This is a genomic window from Sphingobium sp. Leaf26, assembly GCF_001421665.1.
GTDB lineage: Bacteria > Pseudomonadota > Alphaproteobacteria > Sphingomonadales > Sphingomonadaceae > Sphingobium.
Map to the genome: position 1 here is coordinate 30345 of NZ_LMKV01000029.1, position 22291 is coordinate 52635.

Sequence of the window (22291 nt, forward strand, 5' to 3'; positions counted from 1 at the left end):
TCAAACGTCCCCGGTCCGCTGCATGCGGCGATAGCGCGGCAAGGCCGCGAGCTTGTTCTCGCGCCACTCCTCCAGGTTCGCGCGGGCGCGGTCCTTGAGGCGGGTGGCGATTTCCTTCTCGCGGTTCGCTGCAAGAGTCATGCCTTCTTTCGTCTCGACATTGCGCTTTGCGTCATAAAGGGCGCCGTCAAGCTGGCGGCCGGCCTGTTCGAGGCGTGTCGCCAGTTCCTGCATCGCCGCGAAGGAGGCGCCGCTGGCCATCCCTTCCGTTTCGAACAATTCGCTGCGCACCTTGTTCAGGCGATCGATATTATGAGAGAGCGCATTGGCTTCGTCGCGCGCGCGCGCGGTTTCGGCCACGGCCATCGCATGCTGGACATGGCGGACGCGCAGCACACGCTGGCGGCGGCCGACCAGCCCCTTCATGCGCCGAAACCGGCGATGAGGGCGTTGGCGCTGGTGTCGAGGTCGATGCGGCTCTTCTGATCCTGACGGATGAAGTCGAGGATTTCCTGACGGCGGCGGACCGCTTCGTCGATGGCCGGGTCGTTGCCGGGGCGATAGGCGCCCATCAGGATGAGGTCGCGATTTTCCTCATAAGCCGCCCAGAGGCGACGGTAGGCAGCGGCGGCCATGCGATGCTCGTCCGGCACCACGTCGGCCATGACGCGCGAGAGCGACTTGCCGATATCGATGGCGGGGAAGATCGCCTGTTCGGACAACTGACGCGACAAAACGAAGTGGCCGTCCACGATGGCGCGGGCCGCGTCCACGATAGGATCGTCGGTATCGTCGCCATCGGCCAGCACGGTATAAAGCGCGGTGATCGAGCCGCCGGTGCGGGCATCGACGCCGGCGCGTTCGACCAGACGCGGAATGAGCGCCAGCGCCGAGGGCGGATAGCCCTTCATCGCGGGCGGCTCACCCAGCGCCAGACCGATTTCACGCTGGGCATGGGCGCAGCGCGTGAGGCTGTCGATCAGCAGCAGCACCTTCTTGCCACGGGCGCGGAAATATTCGGCGATGGCGGTGGCGCGCGCGGCGGCGCGCAGGCGCAGCACCGGCGGATGGTCTGCGGGCACGGCGACGACGACGCTCTTGCCCATCGTGTGCTTGAGCTTGGTTTCGAGGAAGTCGCTGACTTCGCGGCCACGTTCGCCGATCAGGCCGACGACGACGACATCGGCTTCGGCGCCGGCGATCATCTGGCCCATGAGGACGGATTTGCCCACGCCCGATCCGGCGATGATGGCGATGCGCTGGCCGCGTCCGGCGGTGAGCAGCGCGTTGACGGCGCGGACACCCAGGTCGAAGGCTTCGGTCACGCGGCCGCGATCCAGCACATTGCCCTTCACGCCATTCAATGGCCAGACGGCCCCGGCGATGATCGGTCCCTTGCGGTCGAGCGGCTGACCCATGGCGTCGATGACGCGACCGATCAGGCCATCGCCCACCTGCACCATGTTCGCCTGGCTGTCCGGTTCGACGCGGATGCCGTTTTCCAGCGGCGCGTCGGCATCCAATGGGACGAGAAGCGCGCGGTCACCGCGAAAGCCGACGACTTCGGCGCGACAGACAGAACCGTCGCTGGCCAATACGCGCGCGCCCGATCCGATCGGACGACGGAAGCCGGTGACTTCCAGCATGCCCGCATCATGGCTGACCAAACGGCCGACATGGCGGGGTGCGCGGTTCTGGACCTGCAAATGGTCGAACAGGGTTTCGGCCTGGGCGATCTGGGCACGGATCACGCCTTGCCCTCCATATCGTCCATCAGCGCGCGCAGGCGAGACAGGCGAATGTCCGGGCCATCCTCGACCCAGCCTTCGCTGGTTTCGAGGCGCACGCAACCCCGGTGCATGCTCTTGTCGGCCACCAGCTTGACGCCGATCGCCTCCCCTTCCAGCAGCGTGATGTCTTCGGGGTGGAGGTGCAGCGCGTTCTTGCCCTCTTCATTTTCGATGAAGGCGGCCACGGTGTCGCAGCGCTGGACGAGGCGTTCGATGTCGATCTCCACCTCTCCCACAATCTGTTCGACCAGACGGACGACCGTGGCGGAGAGCATGGTCGAGAGCATGCCGCTGGGCGCGGGCGCAAGCATCTCCAGCGCTTCGGTCAGGCGCGTGCGGGCGTCGGCTTCCTCGCCATGGGCCTCCGCAGTGACGCGGCAGCCTTCATCGAAGCCCTGGGTGAAGGCCTCCATGCGGGCTTCTTCCAGCAGGTCGATTTCCGGTTCGGGTTCGATCACGCCATTGCGCATCGTCGCCGCGATCGGGGCTTCGGGCGAGGCATACAGCGTGCGGAAGCCGCCATTTGCGGGGCGGAAGCCCGCGACCGCGACCGGCGCGGCGTCCTGAGTCGCCTGCGCACCCCAAATCCTTCCGGTGGGCGCATTTCCCGCGTCGTCGGCAAAAAGCCGGCCTGAAAATGCTTCAGACAAAGTCGTTCCCCTTGCCACCCAGCATGATGGTGCCGGCGTCGGCCATGCGGCGCGCGGTGGCGATGATCAGCTTTTGCGAGTCCATGACCTCGGCCAGGCGGATCGGGCCGCGTTCCTCGATCTCGTCGGCGATCGCCTGCGCCGCACGGGCAGACATGCAACTGAAGATCTTGGCCTTGAGCAGGTCGTTGACGCCCTTGAGCGCCACCACCAGCACGGCGCTGTCGACGGTACGCATCAGCGTGCCCAGATTCTTGTCGTCCATGTCGATGAGATTGTCGAAGACGAACATCTCCTCCTCGATCGTCTGGGCGATCATCTTGTCGCGCTTGGACAGCGCCTTCATGATCCGCTGTTCATTGTCCTTGCGGACATTGTTCATCATTGCGGCCGCTTCGACCGTGCCACCGCGCTGCGACGCCGCGCCCTGCTTGTTCACCGGGCCGCGCAGCAACAACTGCTCCAGATCCTCCAGCGCCTCGTTCGACACCGGGCCGAGCGTGGCGATGCGATATACGATCTCTTCCTGATATTCGACCGGCAGCAATTGCAGCACGTCGGCGGCGACGGGCGCCTCCAGATGGGCGAGCACGATCGCCATGATCTGCGGATGCTCCGCCTCGATCAGGGTGCCGATCTCCTTGGCGTCCATCCACTTGAGCATTTCGAGCTGGGTGGAGCGGGTCGGCGGGGTGATGCGGGCCAGGATGGTTTCCGCGCGCTCCTCGCCCAGAGCCTTGGTCATCGCGCCCCGGATATGGCGGGTGGCGCCATAGCCGATGGTGGTGCGCTTCTTGGCCTTGGTGACGAAATGGTCGAGCGCTTCGTTCACTTCCTCAGGATCGACATCCTGCACGTCGTACATGGCATAGCCGAGTTGACGGACTTCTTCGGGTTCCAGGCGAGACAGTATCTGGGCGGCTTCATCCTCATCGAACAGCATCAGGAGGACGGCGGCGGCGGCGCTGCCTTTGAGCGCTTCGGGGCGACCGGGGACGATCTCAGGCATTTTCCTTCTTAGCCTCCTTCAGCAGGTCGCGAACGACCAGGGCGGCACGATCGGGATCCTGCTTCACGAAGTTGCGGATCAGGTCAGCACGCTGGGCATAGTCGTAGGTGGAAGAGATCATGTCGAGCGTGACCTTCGGTTCACCGTTTTCGGTCGTGAGCACGGCGGCCTGCTTGGTGATCTCGGTCGAAATCTCGCGGCCGATGCGCTGACCCTCTTCGGGCTTCGCAGCCGCCAGCGCCTCCTGCGGCGCGGCGCGGCGCTTGAGCAGCGGGCGGCCGATGCCGAAGATGACGAGCAAGGCGACCAGCAGGGCCGACACGTTGCGCACCAGCGGCGACACCCAGTCGGCTTCATACCAGGGCGGCGTCACCTCCGCCGTCTTGAGGAAGCTGCGCGAGGACAGGGCCACCACGTCGCCGCGCGCCTGGTCGAAGCCGACCGCGCCCTTCACCAGTGCTTCGAGTGCGGCGATTTCCTGCGGCGTGCGGGCTTTGCCATCCGGCGCAGTGTCGAGCGCGACGGCGACCGACAGGCGCTTGACGGTGCCGATGGCGTCGCGGGTGACGGACACTTCACGGCCCAGCTCGAAGCTGCGGTTGAAGGTCTCCTCCGTCTTCATCAGCGGGTTGGGCGGCGTGCCGGGGGTTGCTTGCGCGCCCTGCGCCGTCTGGCCCTGCGCCACGGCCTGACCATTGGGATTGGTCTGGGTGACGGTCGGGTTGACCGGCGCCTGATTGCTGAGCGCGCCGGGGATGCCGGACGCTTCGCCGGTGCCCTGACCGCGCGGGTCGGAGGCCCAGGTGCCGTTTTCGGTGCGCAGGCGCGCTTCATCCTGCGGATAGGTTTCGCGGGTGGCCTGACGCTCGGCGAAGTTCAGTTCGGCATGGACTTCGGTCGAGAAATTGCCCTGTCCCAGGATCGGAGTGAGCAGCGCGATCACCGACTGGCGATAGCGATCCTCGATCTTGCCCTGCACGGCGAGCTGGCGATCGTCGCCGGCATTGCTGTCATTGTCGCTCAGCAGCCGGCCATTCTGGTCGACCAGCGAGATATCGCCGGGATTGAGTTCAGGGATGGACGAGGCGACGAGATGGACGATGGCGCTGACCTGCTGGTCGGTGAGCGTGCGGCCATTGGCCAGACGCAGCATGACCGAGGCGGAGGGCTTCGACCGTTCGCGCAGGAACACGCTGGGCGGTTCGACGGCGAGATGCACCTTGGCGGTTTCGACGCTGTCGATCGCCTCGATCGTGCGGGCCAGATCCATTTCGCGGGCGGAGCGCAGCTTTTCGCCTTCGACGGCGCGGCTGGCGCCCATCGGCAGGCTGTCGATCATGCTGTTGCCGTCCGGCGCGCTCTTGGGCAGGCCCTGGGCGGCGAGCATCATCTTCGCCTTGAAATAATCGCCTTCGCCCACGGTCATGCCGCCGCTATTGTCGAAGTCGTACTTGATGCCATTCTGGTCCAGCACCTGCGCGACGGCGGACTTGTCCGTATCGGGCAGGGCGCGGAACAGGTCGCGCTGGGGCGGTTCGCGCAGCGCGAGCCAGGCGGCCCCTGCCACCGCTACCGTGCCGAGCAGGCCGAGCAGCGGCAGGCTCTTGGCCACGGCGGGCTGTTTGATGAAGCCGGTGAAGCGCGCCTTGAGCGCGTCCATGCCCTTGGCGTTGCCGCCACCAAAGGCGGTGCTGGCGGGGAGAGCGGGCGCCGATGCGCCGACATTGGTGCTGAGTGCGTTTTCCATGGGTTAGACCGGCATGCTCATAATGTCCTTATAGGCGGACAGGAGTTTGTTGCGGACCTGAAGGGTCGCTTCGAAGCTGACCGACGCCTGCTGCTTGGCCAGCATGACGGCGGCGATATCGGTGGTTTCGCCACGCTCGAACGAGGCAGCCGCCTCACCCGCCTGATTTTGCAGGCCGTTGACCTGTTGCAGCGCGCTGTTGAGCGCTTCGGTAAAGCCGCCGGGCGCCGTGCCCTGGGTACCGCCGACGCCGGGCGCGCCGGTGGAGGCGACGTCGCGCAGGGCAGCGTTCTTTTGCAGGATGGCATTGCGGATCGCCATCACACTGTCCGTCGGGGAAACGCCGTTGATCGCCATGGTTCAGCCCTCCTTCAAGCCGCTGCCAGCTCACGCATTTCGGCGAGCCGATAGCGAAGCGTGCGTTCGGAAATGCCCAGCTTGCGGGCGGCGGCGGCGCGGTGACCATCGGTTTCGCGCAGGGCGATGCGGATGGCCTCCAGCTTGCTGTGATGCGCGACATCGCGCAGGCGGATCGGTTCGGCCGTGGTGAGGACCGGCGTGGCGGCGGCCGGCGAAACGACACGCAGCGGCTGCGGCGCACCGGCCAGGTGCAGGTCGTCCGCCTCGATCATCGCGCCATCGCGCAGGACCAGCGCGCGCTGGAGCACGTTGCCCAGTTCGCGGGCATTGCCGCGCCAGTTATGGGCGCCCAGCTTGTCCATGGCGTCGGCAGTCGGCCAGACGAAGCCGGTCTTGCCCATGTCCTGCTGGCGCAGGAGCATGGCGGCCGCGATCGCGGCGACATCGCCGGGACGCTCGGCCAGCGGGCGCAGTTCCAGCGGCATGACATTGAGGCGCCAGTAGAGGTCTTCGCGGAAGCGACCGGCAGCCACTTCATCGACCAGATTACGGTTGCAGGCCGCGATGATGCGGACATTGACCGGCACCGGATGGGTGGCGCCGACCGGCAGCACTTCGCCTTCCTGCAAGGCGCGCAGCAGCTTGGACTGGAGCGAGAGCGGCAGTTCGGCGATTTCGTCGAGGAACAGCGTGCCGCCGTCAGCGGCCAGGAACAGACCCTCCGAAGCGTTGGACGCGCCGGTGAAGCTGCCCTTCTTATGGCCGAACAGCATCGCTTCCATCATGGTTTCAGGGAGCGCGGCGCAGTTGACGGCGATGAAGTCATGGCCGGTGCGGCCGGACTGGGCGTGCAGGAAACGCGCCATGCCTTCCTTGCCGGTGCCGGTGTCGCCCTGGATGAGGACGGTCGCGTCGCTGCGGGCGACACGTCCTGCCAGCGTCATCAGGCGGGCGCTGCCGCTGTCGCCGACCGCGGGAACCGATGCCGGGCGAACGAGTTCGGCGATCAGGGCAAAGGCAAAGCCCATGTCGCCGATACCGAACGCCACGCGGGATGGAAGGCCGTTGGCGGCGGCAACCAGCGACGGCGCGCCGTCATGCACGTTGATCAGGATATCGCGATGCGTGGCATGACCGATTTCGGTCGCCAGCAATATCCGCCGCCCCTCTTGTTCACGGCTATTGGCCCGTTCACGGGGGCTGGCGGCATCGACGATGCGGACGGTGTAATAGGCATTCTCAAGCCAGTGTTGCAGCCCCGGAAGAAGCGCGCAAACCCCACGGCTCACGTCAAGCATGGACATGAACAGATCCCATATTTTGGGTGGTTTGTGCCCCCGCACGCCCCAGCCCCCTTCGATGGTTAACAAATACCCGTTCTGTGGTTATCAGATAGTTAACGTGACACGGCAGCTTGCCGCAGACCGGCAGGTTTTTTCCGGCAAAAGCGGCAATCTTTGCGACCTAAGTCTAATCCGCGCCCGTCGCGCGCACGTGACGCCCGCGTAAGGGCGTTTCCGGGCCACCCGATTCGCACTGTTTCGGAAAAAAATCGACATCGGCGCTAAAAGCTTCCCGCACCTCGCCGTTATCCCCTTTCGAGGCCGCAAGCGCTCTGACTGATGGCAGCGACCTGATTGATGAATGGAAAGGGAACACCATGACTGTTATCGCAACCAACACCGCTGCTCTGCGCTCGGCCAACGCTTCTTCGGCTGCCAGCAAGGCACTGGGCACCGCCATGGAGCGCCTGTCGACCGGCAAGCGCATCAACAGCGCGAAGGACGACGCCGCCGGCCTCGCCATCGCTTCGAGCATGACCGCCCAGATCCGCGGCATGACCCAGGGCGTCCGCAACGCCAATGACGGCATCAGCCTGGCGCAGACGGCGGAAGGCGCGCTGAACGAAGTCAGCAACATGTTGCAGCGTATGCGTGAACTGACCGTCCAGTCGCTGAACGGCACCAACGACACCGACGCCAAGGCGAACATCCAGGCGGAAGTCGCCCAGTTGCAGACCCAGATCACCGACACGCTGGCCAATACCGAATTCAACGGCACCAAGCTGTTCGACGGTTCCACCGCCAGCGTGACGATCCAGGCCGGCGCCAACGCTTCGGACACCGTCGCCATCACGCTGGACAATGTGACGACCGCGATGGCTGGCGCCCTGGCCGTCGATGCCACCACCACCACCACGGCCGACCTCGACACGTTCGACACCGCGCTGGCTTCGGTCGCGACGACCCGCGCCAACCTCGGTGCGGTGCAGAACCGCCTCGAATCGACGGTCAGCAACCTGACCAACAACGTCACCAACCTGACGGACGCCCGCAGCCGCATCGAAGACGCCGACTTCTCGGCCGAAACGACCGCTCTCGCCAAGCAGCAGATCCTGAGCCAGGCTTCGACCGCGATGCTGGCCCAGGCCAACCAGAGCCAGCAGGGCGTGCTGAAGCTGATCGGCTGATAGCCGACACCAGATTGGTCGGCTGAGGTATTGACCACCGCCAGCCGACCATGGTGCCCCCGGCACATCAACAGTCCCCACCGTGCCGGGGGCGCACCTTCGATCGAACGGTCAGCATTTAGAAGTCTCCGTCCCCCCGGGCGGAGGCTTCTTCATTACGACATGGATACAAGTCTTGGCTCGGTCGTTTTCGCCGTCCATGATGAACGCCATGACACAGATAGACCGGCGCGCGATGATCGCCGCCTCCGCCGCTGCCCTGCTGCTCCCCGACATGCTGTTGGCGCAGACGAAGGGCGCCGCCTTTTCCTGGGAAAAGCTGATCGCATCAGCGCAGCGCCTGTCGCGCACCCCCTATAAGGAAGTGCCCCGCCATCCCGGCGCGGCGAAGGTCGACTATATCGCCCAGCATGAAGCGCGGTTCCGCGACGAGCGTACGCTGTGGAACGACCTGCCCGGCGATACCGGCATCCGCTTCTTCCCGCTGTCGCAATATTCGACCCAGCCCGTCCAGATCGCCACCGTCGAGAAGGGGCGCGCCACGCCGCTGCGCTATGACCCGACGGTTTTCGACATGCCGGCCGACAATGCGGTGGCGAAGCTGGGTCCGGATGCGGGCTTTGCCGGTTTCCGCATCATGAATGCCAAGCGCGATGGCGACTGGCTGTCCTTTCTGGGCGCCAGCTATTTTCGCGCGCCCAGCCCGCAGAAGCAGTTCGGCATGTCCGCGCGCGGCATCGCGATCAATACCAGCCTGCCGGGCAAGGAGGAATTTCCCGCCTTCACCCATTTCTGGCTGGAGCGGACCGGCAACAGCAGCGTCACCATCTATGCGTTGCTGGACGGTGCGTCGATCACCGGCGCCTATCGCTTCGTCAGCAGCCTGGGGCCGGAGGGCGTCAAGCAGGACGTGACCGCAGCGCTCTTCCCCCGCCGGCCGATCCAGGAACTCGGCCTGATGCCGATGACGAGCATGTTCTGGTATAATCAGGCGAACCGGACGCAGGGCACCGACTGGCGCCCGGCCGTGCATGACAATGACATGCTGTCGATAGCCGATGCCGACGGGACCGCCCATGTCCGCCCGATCGTGAACCCCTCCGCGCCGCATTTCAGCGCCTTTACCGAGGTCAGCCCCAAGGGGTTCGGCCTGTTGCAGCGCGATCGCGACTTCAGCCATTATCAGGATGACGGCGTCTTCTATGATCGTCGCCCTTCGCTCTGGGCCACGCCCAACACGCCCTGGGGCAAGGGGCAGGTCCGGCTCTACGCCTTTCCCACCGACAGTGAATATACCGACAATGTCTGCGCCTACTGGACGCCGGACGGCGCCGCGCGGCCCGGAACGCGGATCGACGCCAGCTATCATCTCGACTGGTCGGCCGCCCGCGCGCCGGCATCGGCGGGCCTCGCCATCGTACAGAATGTCTGGCGCGGCCATAGCGAGCAGAAGGGCGCGGAAAAGCTTGTGATCGACTTTGCCGGCGTGGCGGCCGATCCCAAGCCCGACATATGGGTCGATGTGAGCGGCGGCACGATCGCCAAGCAGGCGGGCTATCCGGTGCTGGGGCAGGACCGGCTGTTCCGCACGGTGCTTGATGTCGTGCGTCCACAGGGTAAAGCAGCGGATATCCGGCTGCAATTGCGGTCGGGTGATCGTGCCATCAGCGAATATGTCCATTATCCGCTAGGGGCTTGAAGGGAACCGTCGGCCTATTGAGCGGTTCCCCTTAACTTGGGTCAATCGCGATGGGGCTTGCAGATGACGGGGAACGGGGGCGTGCAAGCGCCGCATGGCGATGCGGAGGGCAAGTTATTGGCGCACGCCTTTGAACATGTACCGGCGGAAACTCCGCTGGCGATGCCGGAACAGGATTTCGGCACGAAACCGGCGCCGACCGTGGTTCGCCCGCTCAACATCGACATCTGGGCGCGGCGCCTGCTGGTCGTGCTGCTGGCCCTGCTGCCCGCCGCTATGGCCGGGCATGAGATGCGCCAGTCGATCGGACTGGATGGCATCGACCTGGTGGAGGGCATCTATCTGGCCCTGTTCATCCCCCTGTTCGCCTGGATCGCCTTCGGCTTTGCCACCGCGATGATCGGTTTCCTGCTGCTGACGGTGGGCAAGGGTCGCAGCGTGACCCCGCGCCCGCTCAATGCCGCGACCCCGCTCAAGGGCAAGACCGCGATCCTGCTGCCGGTGTGCAACGAGGATTTTCTGGGCGTGCTGGGCCGGCTGTCGATCATGGAGCGGTCGCTGGCGCAGGTAATGGGCGGCGAGCGGTTCGAATTCTTCATCCTGTCCGATTCCAACGTCGAAAGCGGCGAGACGGAGCGGCGCGCCTATCAGGAAATGCGCGATTCCTTCTCGCGGCCCGTCCATTATCGCCGCCGGGCGCTCAATATCGGGCGGAAGCCCGGCAACATCGCCGAGTGGGTGCAACGCTTTGGCGGTGGCTACGACTATATGGTCGTTCTGGACGCGGACAGCGTGGTCAGCGGCCAGACCATGGCGCGCCTGGCCGCCGACATGGAGCGGCACCCGCATGTCGGCCTGATCCAGACCGTGCCCACGGTGATGGGCGCTGCGACGCTGTTCGCCCGCTGGCAGCAATTTGCCAGCCGCCTGTTCGGCCCGACCTCCGCCGCCGGCATGATCTGGTGGGCGGGATCGGAAGGCATGTTCTGGGGCCATAATGCGATCGTGCGGGTCAGCGCCTTTGCGCAGAGCTGTGGCCTGCCCGAACTGCCCGGCCGTGCGCCGTTCGGCGGGCATATATTGAGCCACGACATGCTGGAGGCCGCCCTGCTGCGCCGACGCGGCTGGGACGTCCATATGGTCACGGCCGACGACAGTTTCGAGGAATTTCCGCCCTCCATGCCGGACCTGTTCACCCGCGACCGTCGATGGTGTCAGGGCAATATCCAGCATGTGCCGCTGCTGGCGAAGATCAAGGGCCTGCATCCGGTCAGCCGGTTCCAGTTGCTGGTCGGCGCTTCCGCCTATTGCACGTCGCCGCTATGGCTGTTGCTGATGCTCGTCGTGCTGGGCGGCGCGATCGGCGGATTGTGGCCGCCTACGGCGGTGCTGCCGTCAGGCGAACTGCTGGCGCTGACCGTGGTGCTGCTGTTTGGCCCCAAGATATTGGCGATTTTGTGGGCGATGGCCGACCCGGCCCGGCGCATCGGTTTTGGCGGGGCGGCGCGCATGACGCGCGGCGTGGTCGCCGACATATTATTGTCGATCCTGATGGCGCCGGTGGCGATGCTGACCCAGACGATCAACCTGTTCGGTATCCTGATGGGCAAGAAGGCGAGCTGGAACGGGCAGACCCGCGACCGCGACGGCATGGCCATCACCAGTGCGATGTGGCTGTTCAAATGGCATTTGCTGCTGGGCGTGGTGCTGACCGCGATGGCGGTGAAGGCCGGCAGCGTCGCCTGGATGTCGCCGGTGCTGGCTGGCCTGTTCGCCGCGCCGATACTGGCGGCGGTGACGGCGCGCAAGGATCTGGGCCGCCGGGCCGAGGAAAGCGGCCTGTTTCAGGTCGCCGATCCATGGTGGCGGACGCAAAGCTATCGGCCGCTGCGCTTCCGCTGGCCGACCAGCGACAAGAAGGATGTGGGACCGCTCGCGGCGAACGACGAATAGGATGAGTTCCCCGGCGAAGGCCGGTTCAGTCGATAGGGCCGGACTGGACCCCGGCCTTCGCCGGGGAACGACAAGGTTTGACCTCAGTCGTCCCAGTCGCGCAGTTTCTCGCGCAGCTTGTCGAGCGCGGCCTTCTTGATCTGGCAGACGCGCGCCGCGCCGATATCCAGCGTCTGGCCGATTTCCTCCAGGTTCATTTCCTCGACGAAATAGAGTTGCAGCACCAGCGCCTCACGCTGGGGCAGTTCGCCGATGCAGCCGGCCAGCGCCTTCTTCAGCGATTCCCGTTCCATGATGTCGTCGGCGCGATCCTCCACGTCGGCGAACCACATGGACTGGTCGGAATAGACTTCGTCCATGCTGGTATGCTGGACCATCTCCACGCTGTCGGCGACTTCGCGATAGGCGGCCGGCTCCAGACCCATGTCATCGGACATTTCCGCTTCGGTCGGCAGGCGGCCGAGCTTTTGCTCCAGCCGGTTGCGCACCTTGGCAAGTTCTTTCCGCTTGGCCATTGCCGACCGGCAAATTGTTGCCTGCCGCCGCAGATGGTCGATCATCGCGCCGCGCACGCGCAATTGCGCATAGGCGGCAAAGCCAAGGCCGCGATCCTCGAAACTGTTGGCGGCCTCGACCAGCGCGACCATGCCGATCTGGAGCAGATCCTCCACCTCGATCGCGGTCGACATGCGGCCATGGACGTGCCAGGCGATCTTGCGCACCAGCGGCATATATTGGCGCGCCAGCCGTTCCGGGCTGTTTTCACCCGGCTTGGCGTAGGTGTGAGCGCCAGCCGAAATCTTGTTCATATACATGGCTCAACCCTCCTTTCAGGCGACCCGCTCGCGCGTGTGTTCGTGGCGCGGCGCGGGGTCGTGCCGGGGCGTGGGACGCTCGTTGCCGACGACAGCCACGACCTCGACGCCCTTGCCATCGGGAATTTCGAGGAAGGACAGCACCGGCGTTTCGGGCAGATGCGGCTTGAACAGGCGAGCGAGCGCGCGGCGCGCCACTGGCGAGGTGACGATGGCGAAGGCGCGCGCCTGCCCCATCAGCGGACGGGCGGCATGGATCACCGCTTCGACGATGCGGTTGGCCAGCGCAGGTTCGATCGGATGTTTGGCATCGCCCGCAACGCGCATGGCCTGTGCCAGCAAGCCTTCCAGATCGCCGTCGAGGGTGATGACCGGCAACGGCATCTTCACGGGCACGAGACCCTGGATGATGAGCGCGCCGATCCGCTGGCGCACGGCTTCGACCAGTTGCTCGTGGCTCATGTCCGGGCGTGCGGCGTCGACCATGGCTTCGCAGATGCGACGGAAATCCTTGAGCGCGATGCCTTCGGACAGGAGCGCACGGCAGAGCGCGCTGATCTGCGTCAGGGTGAGCGTGCCGGGGGTCAGGCCATCGACCAGTTGCGGCGCGGCGTCCTTGAGGTTGTCGAGCAGCTTGCGCGCTTCGTCCAGACCGAACATTTCCGATGCGTTCATCGCGATCAACTGGTTGAGGTGCGTCGCAACAACCGTCGGCGGATCGACCACGGTATAGCCGGCGACCACGGCTTCGCTCCGCTTGCCCTGCGCAATCCACACGGCGTCGAGGCCGAAGGTCGGGTCTTTCGCCATCCGGCCGGCGACCGTGCCTTCCAGCGCGCCGCTGTCGAGCGCGAGCAGGTCTTCGGGCCAGATTTCATCTTCGCCGACGACGACGCCGGCGATGGTGATGCGATACTGGTTGGGTTCCAGCGCCAGATTGTCCTTCACGCGGACCATCGGCACGACGAAGCCCAGTTCCTTCGACAACTGGCGACGGATGCCGGTGATGCGGGCCATGAGCGGCGCGCCCTTGCGCTCGTCCACCAGACTGATGAGGCCATAGCCGATTTCAAGGCCAAGGATCGCGCCGTCCGACACATCGTCCCATTCGATGATGGCCGGGTTGGGCACGGGTGGCGCGGGCGCCGGTTCGGCGGCCTTCTTCTGGCTGGCCTTGCGCAATTGCCAGGCGATGCCACCGGCAATGGCGGCGGCGGTCAGGATGATGATGTGCGGCATGCCGGGCAGGATGCCCAGGAAGCCCAGGATCGCGGCAACCGGCACCCAGGACTTGCCGGAGCCGAATTGCCCCGCGACCTGGCTGCCCAGATCCTGCTCGCTCTTGACGCGGGTGACGATGGACGCGGCCGCGATCGAGAGCAGCAGCGCGGGAATCTGCGCGACCAGCGCGTCGCCGATGGCGAGGATGATGTAGGTCTGCGCAGCTTCGCCGATCGCCAGCTTGTGGCTGACGACGCCCAATATGATGCCGCCGACGATGTTGATGACCAGGATCAGGATGCCCGCGACCGCGTCGCCCTTCACGAACTTGCTGGCGCCGTCCATCGAGCCGTAGAAGTCGGCCTCGGTCGCGACTTCGGCGCGGCGGATCTTGGCTTCTTCGGGCGTCATCAGGCCGGCATTGAGGTCGGCGTCGATCGCCATCTGCTTGCCCGGCAAGGCGTCCAGGGTGAAGCGCGCCGACACTTCGGACACGCGGCCCGCGCCCTTGGTGATGACGACCAGATTGATGATCATCAGGATGGCGAAGACGAAGATGCCCACGACATAGTCGCCGCCGATCAGGAAGTGGCCGAATGCCTCGATCACCTGTCCCGCTGCGTCCGACCCTTCATGGCCCGATACCAGCACGACGCGGGTGGACGCGACGTTGAGCGCGAGGCGCAGCAGCGTGGCGAACAGCAGCACGGTCGGGAAGCTTGAGAAATCGAGCGGCTTGGCCGCGTTCAGCGCCACCATCAGCACGGCCAGCGAAATCATGATGTTGGTGATGAAGCCGATGTCCAGCATGATGGCCGGAACCGGCACCATCATGAACAGCACGACCATCAATGTCGCGAACGGCAGCACGGCGCCCTTCACGGCGCTCATCCAGATCTTCGCTTTGACTTGGGCAGGGGACATTGCGGCCGATTACCTTCCGAGGGTGGCGAGCATGAGATAGGCGAGGCGTGCGGTCTGCGGCTGCGGCTTGACCATGATGTCAGGCTGCTCGCTCAGGCGCTGGGTTTCGATCCGCACATAGTCGGCGGGCTGGACCGTCTTCGCGCCGGTGGGCAGCGATGCGGAGGCATATTGAACGTCGCCGCCCAGGCTGTCCGAGCTTTTCTGGAGCTTCGAGGCGAAGCGATCGCGGATGTCGGCGAAGCTGCGGGCATTGCCCTGCTTGTCGTAGAAGATCGAACGGTTGGCGCGGGCGGCCGACGGGAATAGCGAGGCGGCGGTGGCAGCGGGCGCGCGGTCGTGCACCGACAGGAATTTGGATGCCCCGCCGACGCCCAGGAAATGGGCGAGATAGAGATCGACCGGCTCGGCTTCGCGGCCCAGCTTCGATTCCAGATAGGCCTTGTTGTCGGCGGCATGCTCCGCCGCCATGACCGAGGCGGTTTCGGGATGCTTGCGCAGGTCGAGTATCTGTTTGCGCATGTCCGGGTCGGCCACATAATAACGGCCGCCGCTCTGCTGGATCGCATTGGCGGCCCAGCCCAGGCCATATTCGCTGCCATGCTTGTCGATGACGGCGAGCCAGCTCTGGTCGATGAACTGATAAAGCCCGGTCGCGGACGATGTCGCCGCGCGGGCCGTCGGGTTCAGGCTCGATTCGATCTTGGCCTGACCCAGCAAGTAAGAGAAGTCGACACCCGTACGGCGGCTCGCCATCGCAATCGCGTTGGTCACGCGATTACCCGTCGAAGTCCCGGTTGCTGATATGTCTGCGAAAGCGGACACGACTAAAATCCTCACTTGCTAGCGAGGACATTAGAGCAATGTTTGTGCCAAGATTTGGTTAACGCGGGTAAGGGATTCGTGTCCCACAACGAAAAACGGCGCCGAAGGGCGCCGCTTTAGTCGAAACTCGAAATAAATTTAGCGGCCGTAAGTCAGCGGTGCGGCCTGCGCGCCATGGGCGGCGAGGATGGCGAGGCGCTGATGCGCATGATCGGCCAGCAACTTCACCCGGACGCGGGCGCTGTCGAGCAACGGCACCATCTTGCTGAGCCGCTCCACCACCGCAGGGTCCGAACGCCAGGCGCCGATCGCGCGGACGGACGAGGCCGCGCGGCTGACACGATTGCTGGCGATTTCGATCGCGGCGGCATCTGTGCCGTCGAGCACGTCGCGAAGATCCTCGAAAGCCTCGAACAGATCATCCAGCGCGGCAAGACCCAGCGGCATGGCTTTAGTCCTTTATCAGGCCGCCGACAGGTCGAGCGCGATCATGCGCTCGGCGATGGCGGACGGGTTTACCGGGTAATTGCCCGATGCGATGGCCGATTTGATGGCGGCGATGCGGTCCATGTCGACCGGCGCGCCTTCGGCGGCCATGCGCGCGGCAGGGCTGCTCGACGCGGCGGCGGAAGCGGCCATGGTCGATCCGGTGGAGGCAGTCGCGCGCGTCTTGGTGCCTTCCCGCAGACGGGAAGCCTCGATGGCGGCGCTGATATTCTGGCCCACTGACTTGATCATTGGATAATCCTTCACTCGTCCCTACTGACTATAACGGACAAGTTCAAAAATCATTAAATCCCGGAACGCGCACAACGCCCATTTCTATGACCTGGGCGAAAATCGGCGCGCTTTTTTTGTCTTCACGCACGCGGATCGTCTCGCCCATGGCGCCGTCCTCGTCCGCGACCATCGGGCGTGACACGCTGAAAACCGCGTTTCCGGCCATCAGTTGCACCGGATCGCCCTTGCGCACGACCGCTTCCTTCGCGGCGGCAGGCGCCGGGCGGGCGAAGCGATTGGCAGCGCCATAAGCGGTGCGGGGCACCGGGCCGGACGCGGCAGCGGCTGATCCGGCGACCAGCGGCACGCGGATGCGCCAGTTCAACGCATCGCACTTCACCATCGCGGCGCCGAAGATCGGACCTTCGACACTGGGCGTGGCCGGGCAGGCGGCCAGCCGCAAACGGCGATCGACCGGCGCGGCGGGACCGCCCGGTTCGCCCAGATTGGCGCCGACGGTCATCGCCACCAGACTGTCGATACGGTCGAGATTCTCGAATTTCTGCTGTGCCTGAGCCTGCGCGCTGCTGAGTGCAACAGCGGCAAGGAGGATGGACGAAAATCGAAACACGGCGCGTCTCCTGACGGAAAAACATTCGTCGGGATATCAGCAATTTTCGTGCCAGATATCGTTAACGCCCCGGCGCGATGTGAATGACCTGCCCCTGTCCGCCCCGCCCATCCCCTTGGTCAAGGCCGCGTATCCGCAGCCTGTCCTGCGCAATGCCGTCCATCCGCAGCGCGCGCGCGACCGCGCCCAGACGGGCGGCGGCCAGATCCCAGTCGTCGAAGCGCTGTCGGCCCCGGTCGGACCCGTCGCTGCGGATGTCCAGCCCGCCACGCTGGCGCGCGAAAGGTTGAGCCGCAGCGGACAGCCGGGCACGCCCGGCATCGCTGAGCAGCGCTTCACCGGGCAGGAACAGGTCAGCGGCGCGCAGGTCCACGCCCTGCTGCATCGGCCGGCCGCCAAATTGCTGGCTGACCTGCGAGAGCATGGCGTCGCGGCGCGATCCGCTGGCCTGCAACAACACGAAGAAGGCGAGCAGGAGCAGCAGCAGATCGGCAAAGCTGACCGCCCAGCGATTGCGCCGGGCAGCAGAGGCCGATGCGGTGAGGGAAGGCGCGATCATGCGACTTCGCGGATCGTAGCGCGGCGCAGCGGCGCATTTTCGCGCCGGGCTATGCCAAGCATCCGGTCCGCCACTTCGCGCTGCCAGGCCAGTTCGCGTTCGGACAGGTCGGTCAGGCGCGCGGCGATCGGCGCAGCGAATAGGTTGGCGATGACGACGCCGTAAAAGGTGGTGAGCAACGCCAGCGCCATGGACGGACCGAGCGCGGCGGGATCGTCCATCGCGGCGAACATGCCGACCAGACCGATGATGGTGCCGGCCATGCCGAGCGCCGGCGCGGCGTCGGCGATCGACAACCAGACCTTGTGCACGGCGCCATGACGCTGCGCCCGGTCGGCCAGCGCCTGCGCCGCCCACAGTTCGAACAGGTCGGTGCGCTCGCTATTGGCCAGCTTGCGCGCGGCTTCGGTCAGGAAGATGTTGGCGGTCTTCACCCGGTCGGTGCAGGACAGGCCGCGCAATTGCGCCACCTGGTCGATCTTGAGCATCGCGGCGCGAGCGGCATCCCGGTCCCGCGCAGGATCGGCCGTCAGCAACGGACGCAAGGCCGCCATGGCACGCCCCATCGCGCCAACGCCATTCTGGAACAGCGCCACCGCCGCGATCCCGGCCAGCATCGCTGCCAGCGTCAGTGGATCGAACAAATGGCTGAATATCGCGATCATGAACGCCTGTTTCCCATCATTTCATCGACCAGCGGCAACGCCCTGCCGCCGACCGGCAAGAAACTGCCGCCCTTGCCGCCTCCCCCAGCAAGCACCCCGGTTACCGGGGATTTCCGCGCTGCCGATGCGTCACCCACGCAAATTGGCACGGCTCTTGCTGATCTCCGACAGGATCACCCGGAAGGAGACGCCATCAGGTGTCAGAACGGCGGGGGACGCAAAACTTTTAGAGCGAATTTGACCATGTCGGTGGAAGACAATCTGTTCGGGATACACGGAAAGGCGCTGGCGCTTCGTTCGCAGCGTCTGTCCCTGCTCGCGTCCAACATCGCCAACGCCTCGACGCCCAATTACAAGGCGCGCGACATCGATTTCGAGTCCGCGCTGAAGGAAGCGACGACGCAGGCCGGCAACAGCGCGACCGACGTGTCCAAGGCGGTCGATGATTCCATGGGCTATCGCGTGCCGCTCCAGCCCAGCCTGGACGGCAATACGGTCGAACTGAGCACCGAACAGACGCTGTTCGCCGAAAATGCGGTCAAATATCGCACGACCCTCTCCTTCCTTGAGGGCCGCATCAACACCATCAACCGCGCCCTGAAGGGAGAATGAGCATGAGCAGCAATACGCCCATGAACATCTTCGATATCGCCGGCCGCGCCATGAGCGCCCAGCTCGTGCGCCTGAACGCCACCGCGTCCAACATGGCCAATGCGGGCAACGTCACCGGCACCGCCGGCGAAGCCTATCGCGCGATCAAGCCAGTGTTCGAAAGCGTCACCGACACGCCCGGCGTATCGACGGTGAAGGTCAGGAATGTCGTCACCACCAGCGCCGAGCCGACCAAACGGCACGACCCCAACCACCCGCTGGCCGATGCCAATGGCGATGTGTGGGAAGCCGCCGTGGACGGCAATGCCGAGCTGATCGACATGATCGAAACGGCCCGCATGTACCAGAACAACGTCCAGGTCTTGAACACAGCCAAGTCCCTGATGATGGAAACCATAAGGATCGGCAAATGACGACCACATCCACGGTCACCGACAGCGCGGGCCTTTCGGTCTATAATCCGACCAAGAATGTCGGCACCGGCAGCGCGGAAATGGGTCAGGCCGGTTTCCTGACATTGCTGACCGCGCAGATGCAATATCAGGATCCGTTCGAGCCGGTCGATAACGCGCAGATGGTGTCGCAGATGGCGACCATCACCAATTCGACCGGCATCGCGGAAATGAACCAGACGCTGAAGAATCTGGCGAGCGAGATGACCGGCACGCGGCTGGGCGATGCGGCAAGCTGGATCGGCAAGTCGATGCTGGTCCAGAGCAATATCGCCGCGCCCGACGCGACCGGCACCTATGCGGGCCAGATCACCCTGTCCGCCGCCACCAGCGGCGCGACCATCGATCTGGTCGATTCGGCCGGCAATGTGGTCAAGACGATCGAAACCGGCGCGCAGCCGGCCGGCGACCTCACCTTCTACTGGGACGGCAAGAATGACGCGGGCGAAACCATCGCCACGTCCGCCCTTCAGGTGAAGGTCAACGGCGCGACCACCAGCAAGGTGGCGACCTGGGCCACGATCGCCGCCGTCCAGTCGCCCGCCGATGGATCATCCTCGAAACTCATCACCGCGCTCGGCAGCTACAGCCCGTCCGACGCGATCAGCCTGATGTAATTTTTCTCACCCTCACTCCCAAATCCTTTTCACTCCCAAATCCTTTTCACCCCCAAATCCTTTTCACCCAAGGAGCAACGCCATGTCCTTCTACATCTCCCTGTCGGGCCTGAAAGCCGCCCAGATCGACCTCGCCACCACGTCCAACAACGTCGCCAACGTCAGCTCGACCGCGTTCAAGAAGAGCAAGGCGCAGTTCGGCGACATCTTCGCGGCCGCGCCGATGCAGACCACCAACCAGGTCGCGGGTCAGGGCGTGCGCGTGCAGGACGTCGCCCAGCAGTTCACGCAGGGCACGATCGAAGGCACCGACAAGACGCTCGACCTCGCCATCACCGGCGAAGGCTTCTTCACCGTGAAGGGTGAGGACGGCACCGTCAGCTATACCCGCAACGGCGCTTTCTCGGTCGATGAGGACCGCTATGCCGTCGACACGACCGGGTCGCGCATTCAGGTGTTCTCCGTCGATCCCGCAACCGGCGATCGCACTGGCGCCACCACGGGCGCGACGCCGGCCGACCTGAGCGACCTGCAAGTCCCCACCACGCTGAACGGCGCAGCCGACGGCGCGCAGTTGAACAGCGTCGCCGTGTCGAAGGAAGGTCTGGTCTCGGCCGTCTATGCCGATGGCAGCACCGTCTATCTGGGTCAGGTCGCCATGGCTTCGTTCAACAGCCAGGAAGGCCTGCGTCAGGAGGGCGATGCCCACTGGACCTCGACCGTGGCCAGCGGCCAGCCCACGCTGGGCACCGCCAATCAGGGCCTGTTCGGCGCCGTCAACTCCGGCTTTCTGGAACGCTCCAACGTCGACATCACCGACGAACTGGTGAACCTGATCGCGGCGCAGCGCAATTTCCAGGCGAACAGCAAGGCGATCGAGGCAGCGAACACGCTGACCACCACGATCGTCAACCTGCGCACCTAATCGCTTAGGCACGGGACAGAAGGTTTAGCCCATGGATCGGCTCGTCAACACGGCCCTTACGGCGATGCGCGGCGCGATGGCGCGGCAGGCGTCGGTCGCGAACAACCTCGCGAACGTCAACACCGTCGGCTTTCGCGCCGAAATCGCCAATGCCGAGACGCGCTGGATTCAGGGCGACACCTTCGACACCCGTGCCCAGGCTTCGGAACAGGTCATCGCCGCCGACATGGCGCAAGGCGCGATGACCGAAACCGGCAACACGCTGGACGTGGCCATGAACGGCGATGCTCTGCTCGCCGTTCAGGCCGCGGACGGCAGTGAGGCCTATACGCGCCGTGGCGACCTCAAAGTCACCGACAGCGGCCTTCTGACCACTGGCGACGGCCTGCCCGTCATGGGCGAAGGCGGTCCGATCACCCTGCCGCAGATGGACAGCGTGTCGATCGCCAAGGACGGCAGCATCTGGGGCGTGCCGCAGGGCGGCGACCCCGCCAACCCGGCGCAGGTCGACAAGCTGAAGCTGGTCAATGCCGCAGGCTCCAGCATCGCCAAGGGCACGGACGGCCTGTTCCGCGAGATGAATGGCGGCACGCTGCCCGGCGATCCGCTGGCGACCGTGACGTCGGGCGCGCTGGAAGGGTCCAACGTCAACGCGACCCAGGCCCTCATTCAGATGATCGAGGCCAGCCGCGCCTGGGAAACCCAGGTAAAGATGATCGATACCGCCAAGCAGCTTGACGATGGCGGCGCTTCGCTGATGCGCCTCGACAGTTAATTGGTTAATTCTGGCACGCATCTTGCTGTGATGGACGCATGAGCATCTTCCGGGATGCCGCCACGGAGAAATGAACGATGAGCAACGCCGCCCTTCATGTCGCCCGCACCGGCCTTGACGCGCAGAACACGAAGATGCGCGTGATCGCCAACAACCTGGCGAACGTCAACACGACCGGGTTCAAGAAGGACCGCGCCGATTTCGAGACGCTGGCCTATCAGCAGATCATCCAGGCCGGTTCCAATTCGGACAGCGAGAACAAGTTCGCCAACGGCCTGAACCTCGGCTCCGGCGTCGCGTTGCAGGGCACCAGCAAGATCAACACCCAGGGTACGCTGAACCAGACCAACAATGTGCTGGACATCGCGATCGAAGGGTCCGGCTATTTCCAGGTGCAGCAGCCCGACGGCTCCATCGCCTATACCCGCGCCGGCAATTTCAGCGTCACCGCCGAAGGCACCGTCGTCACCAGCGACGGCCTGTCGCTGATCCCGCAGATCACCGTGCCGCAGGGCGCGACGTCGGTCGCGATCGGCAATGACGGCACCGTGACCGCGACGTTGCAGGGGGAAGCCGAACCCAGCAACCTCGGCCAGATCGAAATCGCCACCTTCATGAACCCGTCGGGCCTGACCTCCATCGGTGGCAATTTGCTGACCGAGAGCGCCGCGAGCGGCGTGCCGCAGGTCGGCGTCGCGGGTCTGGAAGGCCGGGGCCTGATGCGGTCGGGCTATCTGGAAACGTCGAACGTCAACATCGTCGAGGAACTGGTCGACATGATCGAGACGCAGCGCGCCTATGAGGTCAACAGCAAGATGATCAAGGCGACCGACGAGATGCTCCAGTACGTCAACCAGAATATCTAAGGCTGA

24 protein-coding genes are annotated in these 22291 nt (G+C 65.0%); 9 read left to right on the forward strand and 15 right to left on the reverse strand.

Translation table 11 applies throughout. The features are described 5' to 3' along the window. The 7 genes from ASE85_RS17545 to ASE85_RS17575 are packed head-to-tail and all read right to left on the reverse strand — an operon-like array spanning window position 1 to window position 6860. A complete protein-coding gene (locus ASE85_RS17545; protein WP_056691466.1) occupies window positions 1-426 on the reverse strand; it encodes a hypothetical protein in 426 nt (141 codons plus the stop codon). Then, complete coding sequence (locus ASE85_RS17550; protein ID WP_056691469.1) at window positions 423-1751, reverse strand: FliI/YscN family ATPase; 1329 nt, start codon at window positions 1749-1751, stop codon at window positions 423-425. Before ASE85_RS17550 ends, ASE85_RS17545 begins: the two co-directional genes overlap by 4 nt. Beyond that, window positions 1748-2377: a FliH/SctL family protein gene (locus ASE85_RS17555; RefSeq protein WP_056692038.1), complete on the reverse strand. Its 630-nt coding sequence runs from the start codon at window positions 2375-2377 to the stop codon at window positions 1748-1750. The genes ASE85_RS17550 and ASE85_RS17555 overlap by 4 nt, the downstream gene beginning before the upstream one ends. Before the next feature lie 55 nt (window positions 2378-2432). Next, window positions 2433-3449 (reverse strand): flagellar motor switch protein FliG, encoded by a 1017-nt coding sequence (gene fliG, locus ASE85_RS17560; RefSeq protein ID WP_056691472.1) that lies wholly within the window; start codon window positions 3447-3449, stop codon window positions 2433-2435. Further along, on the reverse strand, window positions 3442-5196 hold the full coding sequence (gene fliF / locus ASE85_RS17565) for a flagellar basal-body MS-ring/collar protein FliF (protein ID WP_056691475.1): 1755 nt from the start codon (window positions 5194-5196) through the stop codon (window positions 3442-3444). The genes fliG and fliF overlap by 8 nt, the downstream gene beginning before the upstream one ends. 3 nt (window positions 5197-5199) lie before the next feature. Continuing rightward, the gene (gene fliE / locus ASE85_RS17570) at window positions 5200-5547 is read right to left on the reverse strand and encodes a flagellar hook-basal body complex protein FliE (protein ID WP_056692041.1); all 348 of its coding nucleotides are present in this window, start codon (window positions 5545-5547) and stop codon (window positions 5200-5202) included. Between the two features lie 20 nt (window positions 5548-5567). Next, window positions 5568-6860 carry a sigma-54 interaction domain-containing protein gene (locus ASE85_RS17575; protein WP_056691478.1) on the reverse strand — a complete coding sequence of 431 codons (1293 nt, stop codon included), beginning with the start codon at window positions 6858-6860 and terminating at the stop codon, window positions 5568-5570. A gap of 356 nt (window positions 6861-7216) precedes the next feature. Between ASE85_RS17575 and ASE85_RS17580 the strand changes: the two genes are divergently transcribed. From ASE85_RS17580 to mdoH, 3 genes are all read left to right on the forward strand, one after another. Then, window positions 7217-8026 (forward strand): flagellin N-terminal helical domain-containing protein, encoded by an 810-nt coding sequence (locus ASE85_RS17580; protein ID WP_056691481.1) that lies wholly within the window; start codon window positions 7217-7219, stop codon window positions 8024-8026. A 211-nt stretch (window positions 8027-8237) separates the two neighbouring features. Then, the gene (locus tag ASE85_RS17585; RefSeq protein ID WP_056692044.1) at window positions 8238-9725 is read left to right on the forward strand and encodes a glucan biosynthesis protein; all 1488 of its coding nucleotides are present in this window, start codon (window positions 8238-8240) and stop codon (window positions 9723-9725) included. 63 nt (window positions 9726-9788) lie between these two features. After that, complete coding sequence (gene mdoH, locus ASE85_RS17590; protein ID WP_056691484.1) at window positions 9789-11678, forward strand: glucans biosynthesis glucosyltransferase MdoH; 1890 nt, start codon at window positions 9789-9791, stop codon at window positions 11676-11678. An 83-nt stretch (window positions 11679-11761) separates the two neighbouring features. Here the strand turns inward: mdoH and ASE85_RS17595 are convergent, their stop codons facing one another. From ASE85_RS17595 to ASE85_RS17630, 8 genes are all read right to left on the reverse strand, one after another. Next, complete coding sequence (locus ASE85_RS17595) at window positions 11762-12493, reverse strand: sigma-70 family RNA polymerase sigma factor (RefSeq protein WP_056691486.1); 732 nt, start codon at window positions 12491-12493, stop codon at window positions 11762-11764. Between the two features lie 15 nt (window positions 12494-12508). Continuing rightward, complete coding sequence (gene flhA, locus ASE85_RS17600; RefSeq protein ID WP_056691488.1) at window positions 12509-14638, reverse strand: flagellar biosynthesis protein FlhA; 2130 nt, start codon at window positions 14636-14638, stop codon at window positions 12509-12511. Window positions 14639-14647: 9 nt separating this feature from the next. After that, window positions 14648-15463, reverse strand: a complete 816-nt coding sequence (locus tag ASE85_RS17605) for a hypothetical protein (protein WP_056691492.1) — start codon at window positions 15461-15463, stop codon at window positions 14648-14650. 138 nt (window positions 15464-15601) lie between these two features. After that, a complete protein-coding gene (locus ASE85_RS17610) occupies window positions 15602-15910 on the reverse strand; it encodes a hypothetical protein (RefSeq protein WP_056691495.1) in 309 nt (102 codons plus the stop codon). A 15-nt stretch (window positions 15911-15925) separates the two neighbouring features. After that, window positions 15926-16201, reverse strand: a complete 276-nt coding sequence (flgM, locus tag ASE85_RS17615) for a flagellar biosynthesis anti-sigma factor FlgM (RefSeq protein WP_056691498.1) — start codon at window positions 16199-16201, stop codon at window positions 15926-15928. Window positions 16202-16244: 43 nt separating this feature from the next. Continuing rightward, on the reverse strand, window positions 16245-16814 hold the full coding sequence (locus tag ASE85_RS17620) for a flagella basal body P-ring formation protein FlgA (RefSeq protein ID WP_056691501.1): 570 nt from the start codon (window positions 16812-16814) through the stop codon (window positions 16245-16247). 61 nt (window positions 16815-16875) lie between these two features. Beyond that, a complete protein-coding gene (locus ASE85_RS17625; protein WP_056691504.1) occupies window positions 16876-17373 on the reverse strand; it encodes a flagellar motor protein MotB in 498 nt (165 codons plus the stop codon). After that, complete coding sequence (locus ASE85_RS17630) at window positions 17370-18038, reverse strand: MotA/TolQ/ExbB proton channel family protein (RefSeq protein WP_056691507.1); 669 nt, start codon at window positions 18036-18038, stop codon at window positions 17370-17372. Before ASE85_RS17630 ends, ASE85_RS17625 begins: the two co-directional genes overlap by 4 nt. A gap of 243 nt (window positions 18039-18281) precedes the next feature. On the opposite strand from ASE85_RS17630, the gene flgB reads away from it, so the two are divergent. From flgB to flgG, 6 genes are all read left to right on the forward strand, one after another. Then, window positions 18282-18650 carry a flagellar basal body rod protein FlgB gene (gene flgB, locus ASE85_RS17635; protein ID WP_056691510.1) on the forward strand — a complete coding sequence of 123 codons (369 nt, stop codon included), beginning with the start codon at window positions 18282-18284 and terminating at the stop codon, window positions 18648-18650. 2 nt (window positions 18651-18652) lie between these two features. Continuing rightward, a complete protein-coding gene (gene flgC / locus ASE85_RS17640; protein ID WP_056691514.1) occupies window positions 18653-19063 on the forward strand; it encodes a flagellar basal body rod protein FlgC in 411 nt (136 codons plus the stop codon). Then, window positions 19060-19719: a flagellar hook assembly protein FlgD gene (locus tag ASE85_RS17645; RefSeq protein ID WP_056691517.1), complete on the forward strand. Its 660-nt coding sequence runs from the start codon at window positions 19060-19062 to the stop codon at window positions 19717-19719. Before flgC ends, ASE85_RS17645 begins: the two co-directional genes overlap by 4 nt. 82 nt (window positions 19720-19801) lie before the next feature. Next, window positions 19802-20644 carry a flagellar hook-basal body complex protein gene (locus ASE85_RS17650; RefSeq protein ID WP_056691520.1) on the forward strand — a complete coding sequence of 281 codons (843 nt, stop codon included), beginning with the start codon at window positions 19802-19804 and terminating at the stop codon, window positions 20642-20644. A gap of 31 nt (window positions 20645-20675) precedes the next feature. Continuing rightward, a complete protein-coding gene (locus tag ASE85_RS17655) occupies window positions 20676-21419 on the forward strand; it encodes a flagellar basal body rod protein FlgF (protein WP_056691522.1) in 744 nt (247 codons plus the stop codon). Window positions 21420-21496: 77 nt separating this feature from the next. Next, window positions 21497-22285: a flagellar basal-body rod protein FlgG gene (gene flgG, locus ASE85_RS17660; RefSeq protein ID WP_056691525.1), complete on the forward strand. Its 789-nt coding sequence runs from the start codon at window positions 21497-21499 to the stop codon at window positions 22283-22285. The last annotated feature ends 6 nt before the right edge of the window (window positions 22286-22291 follow it).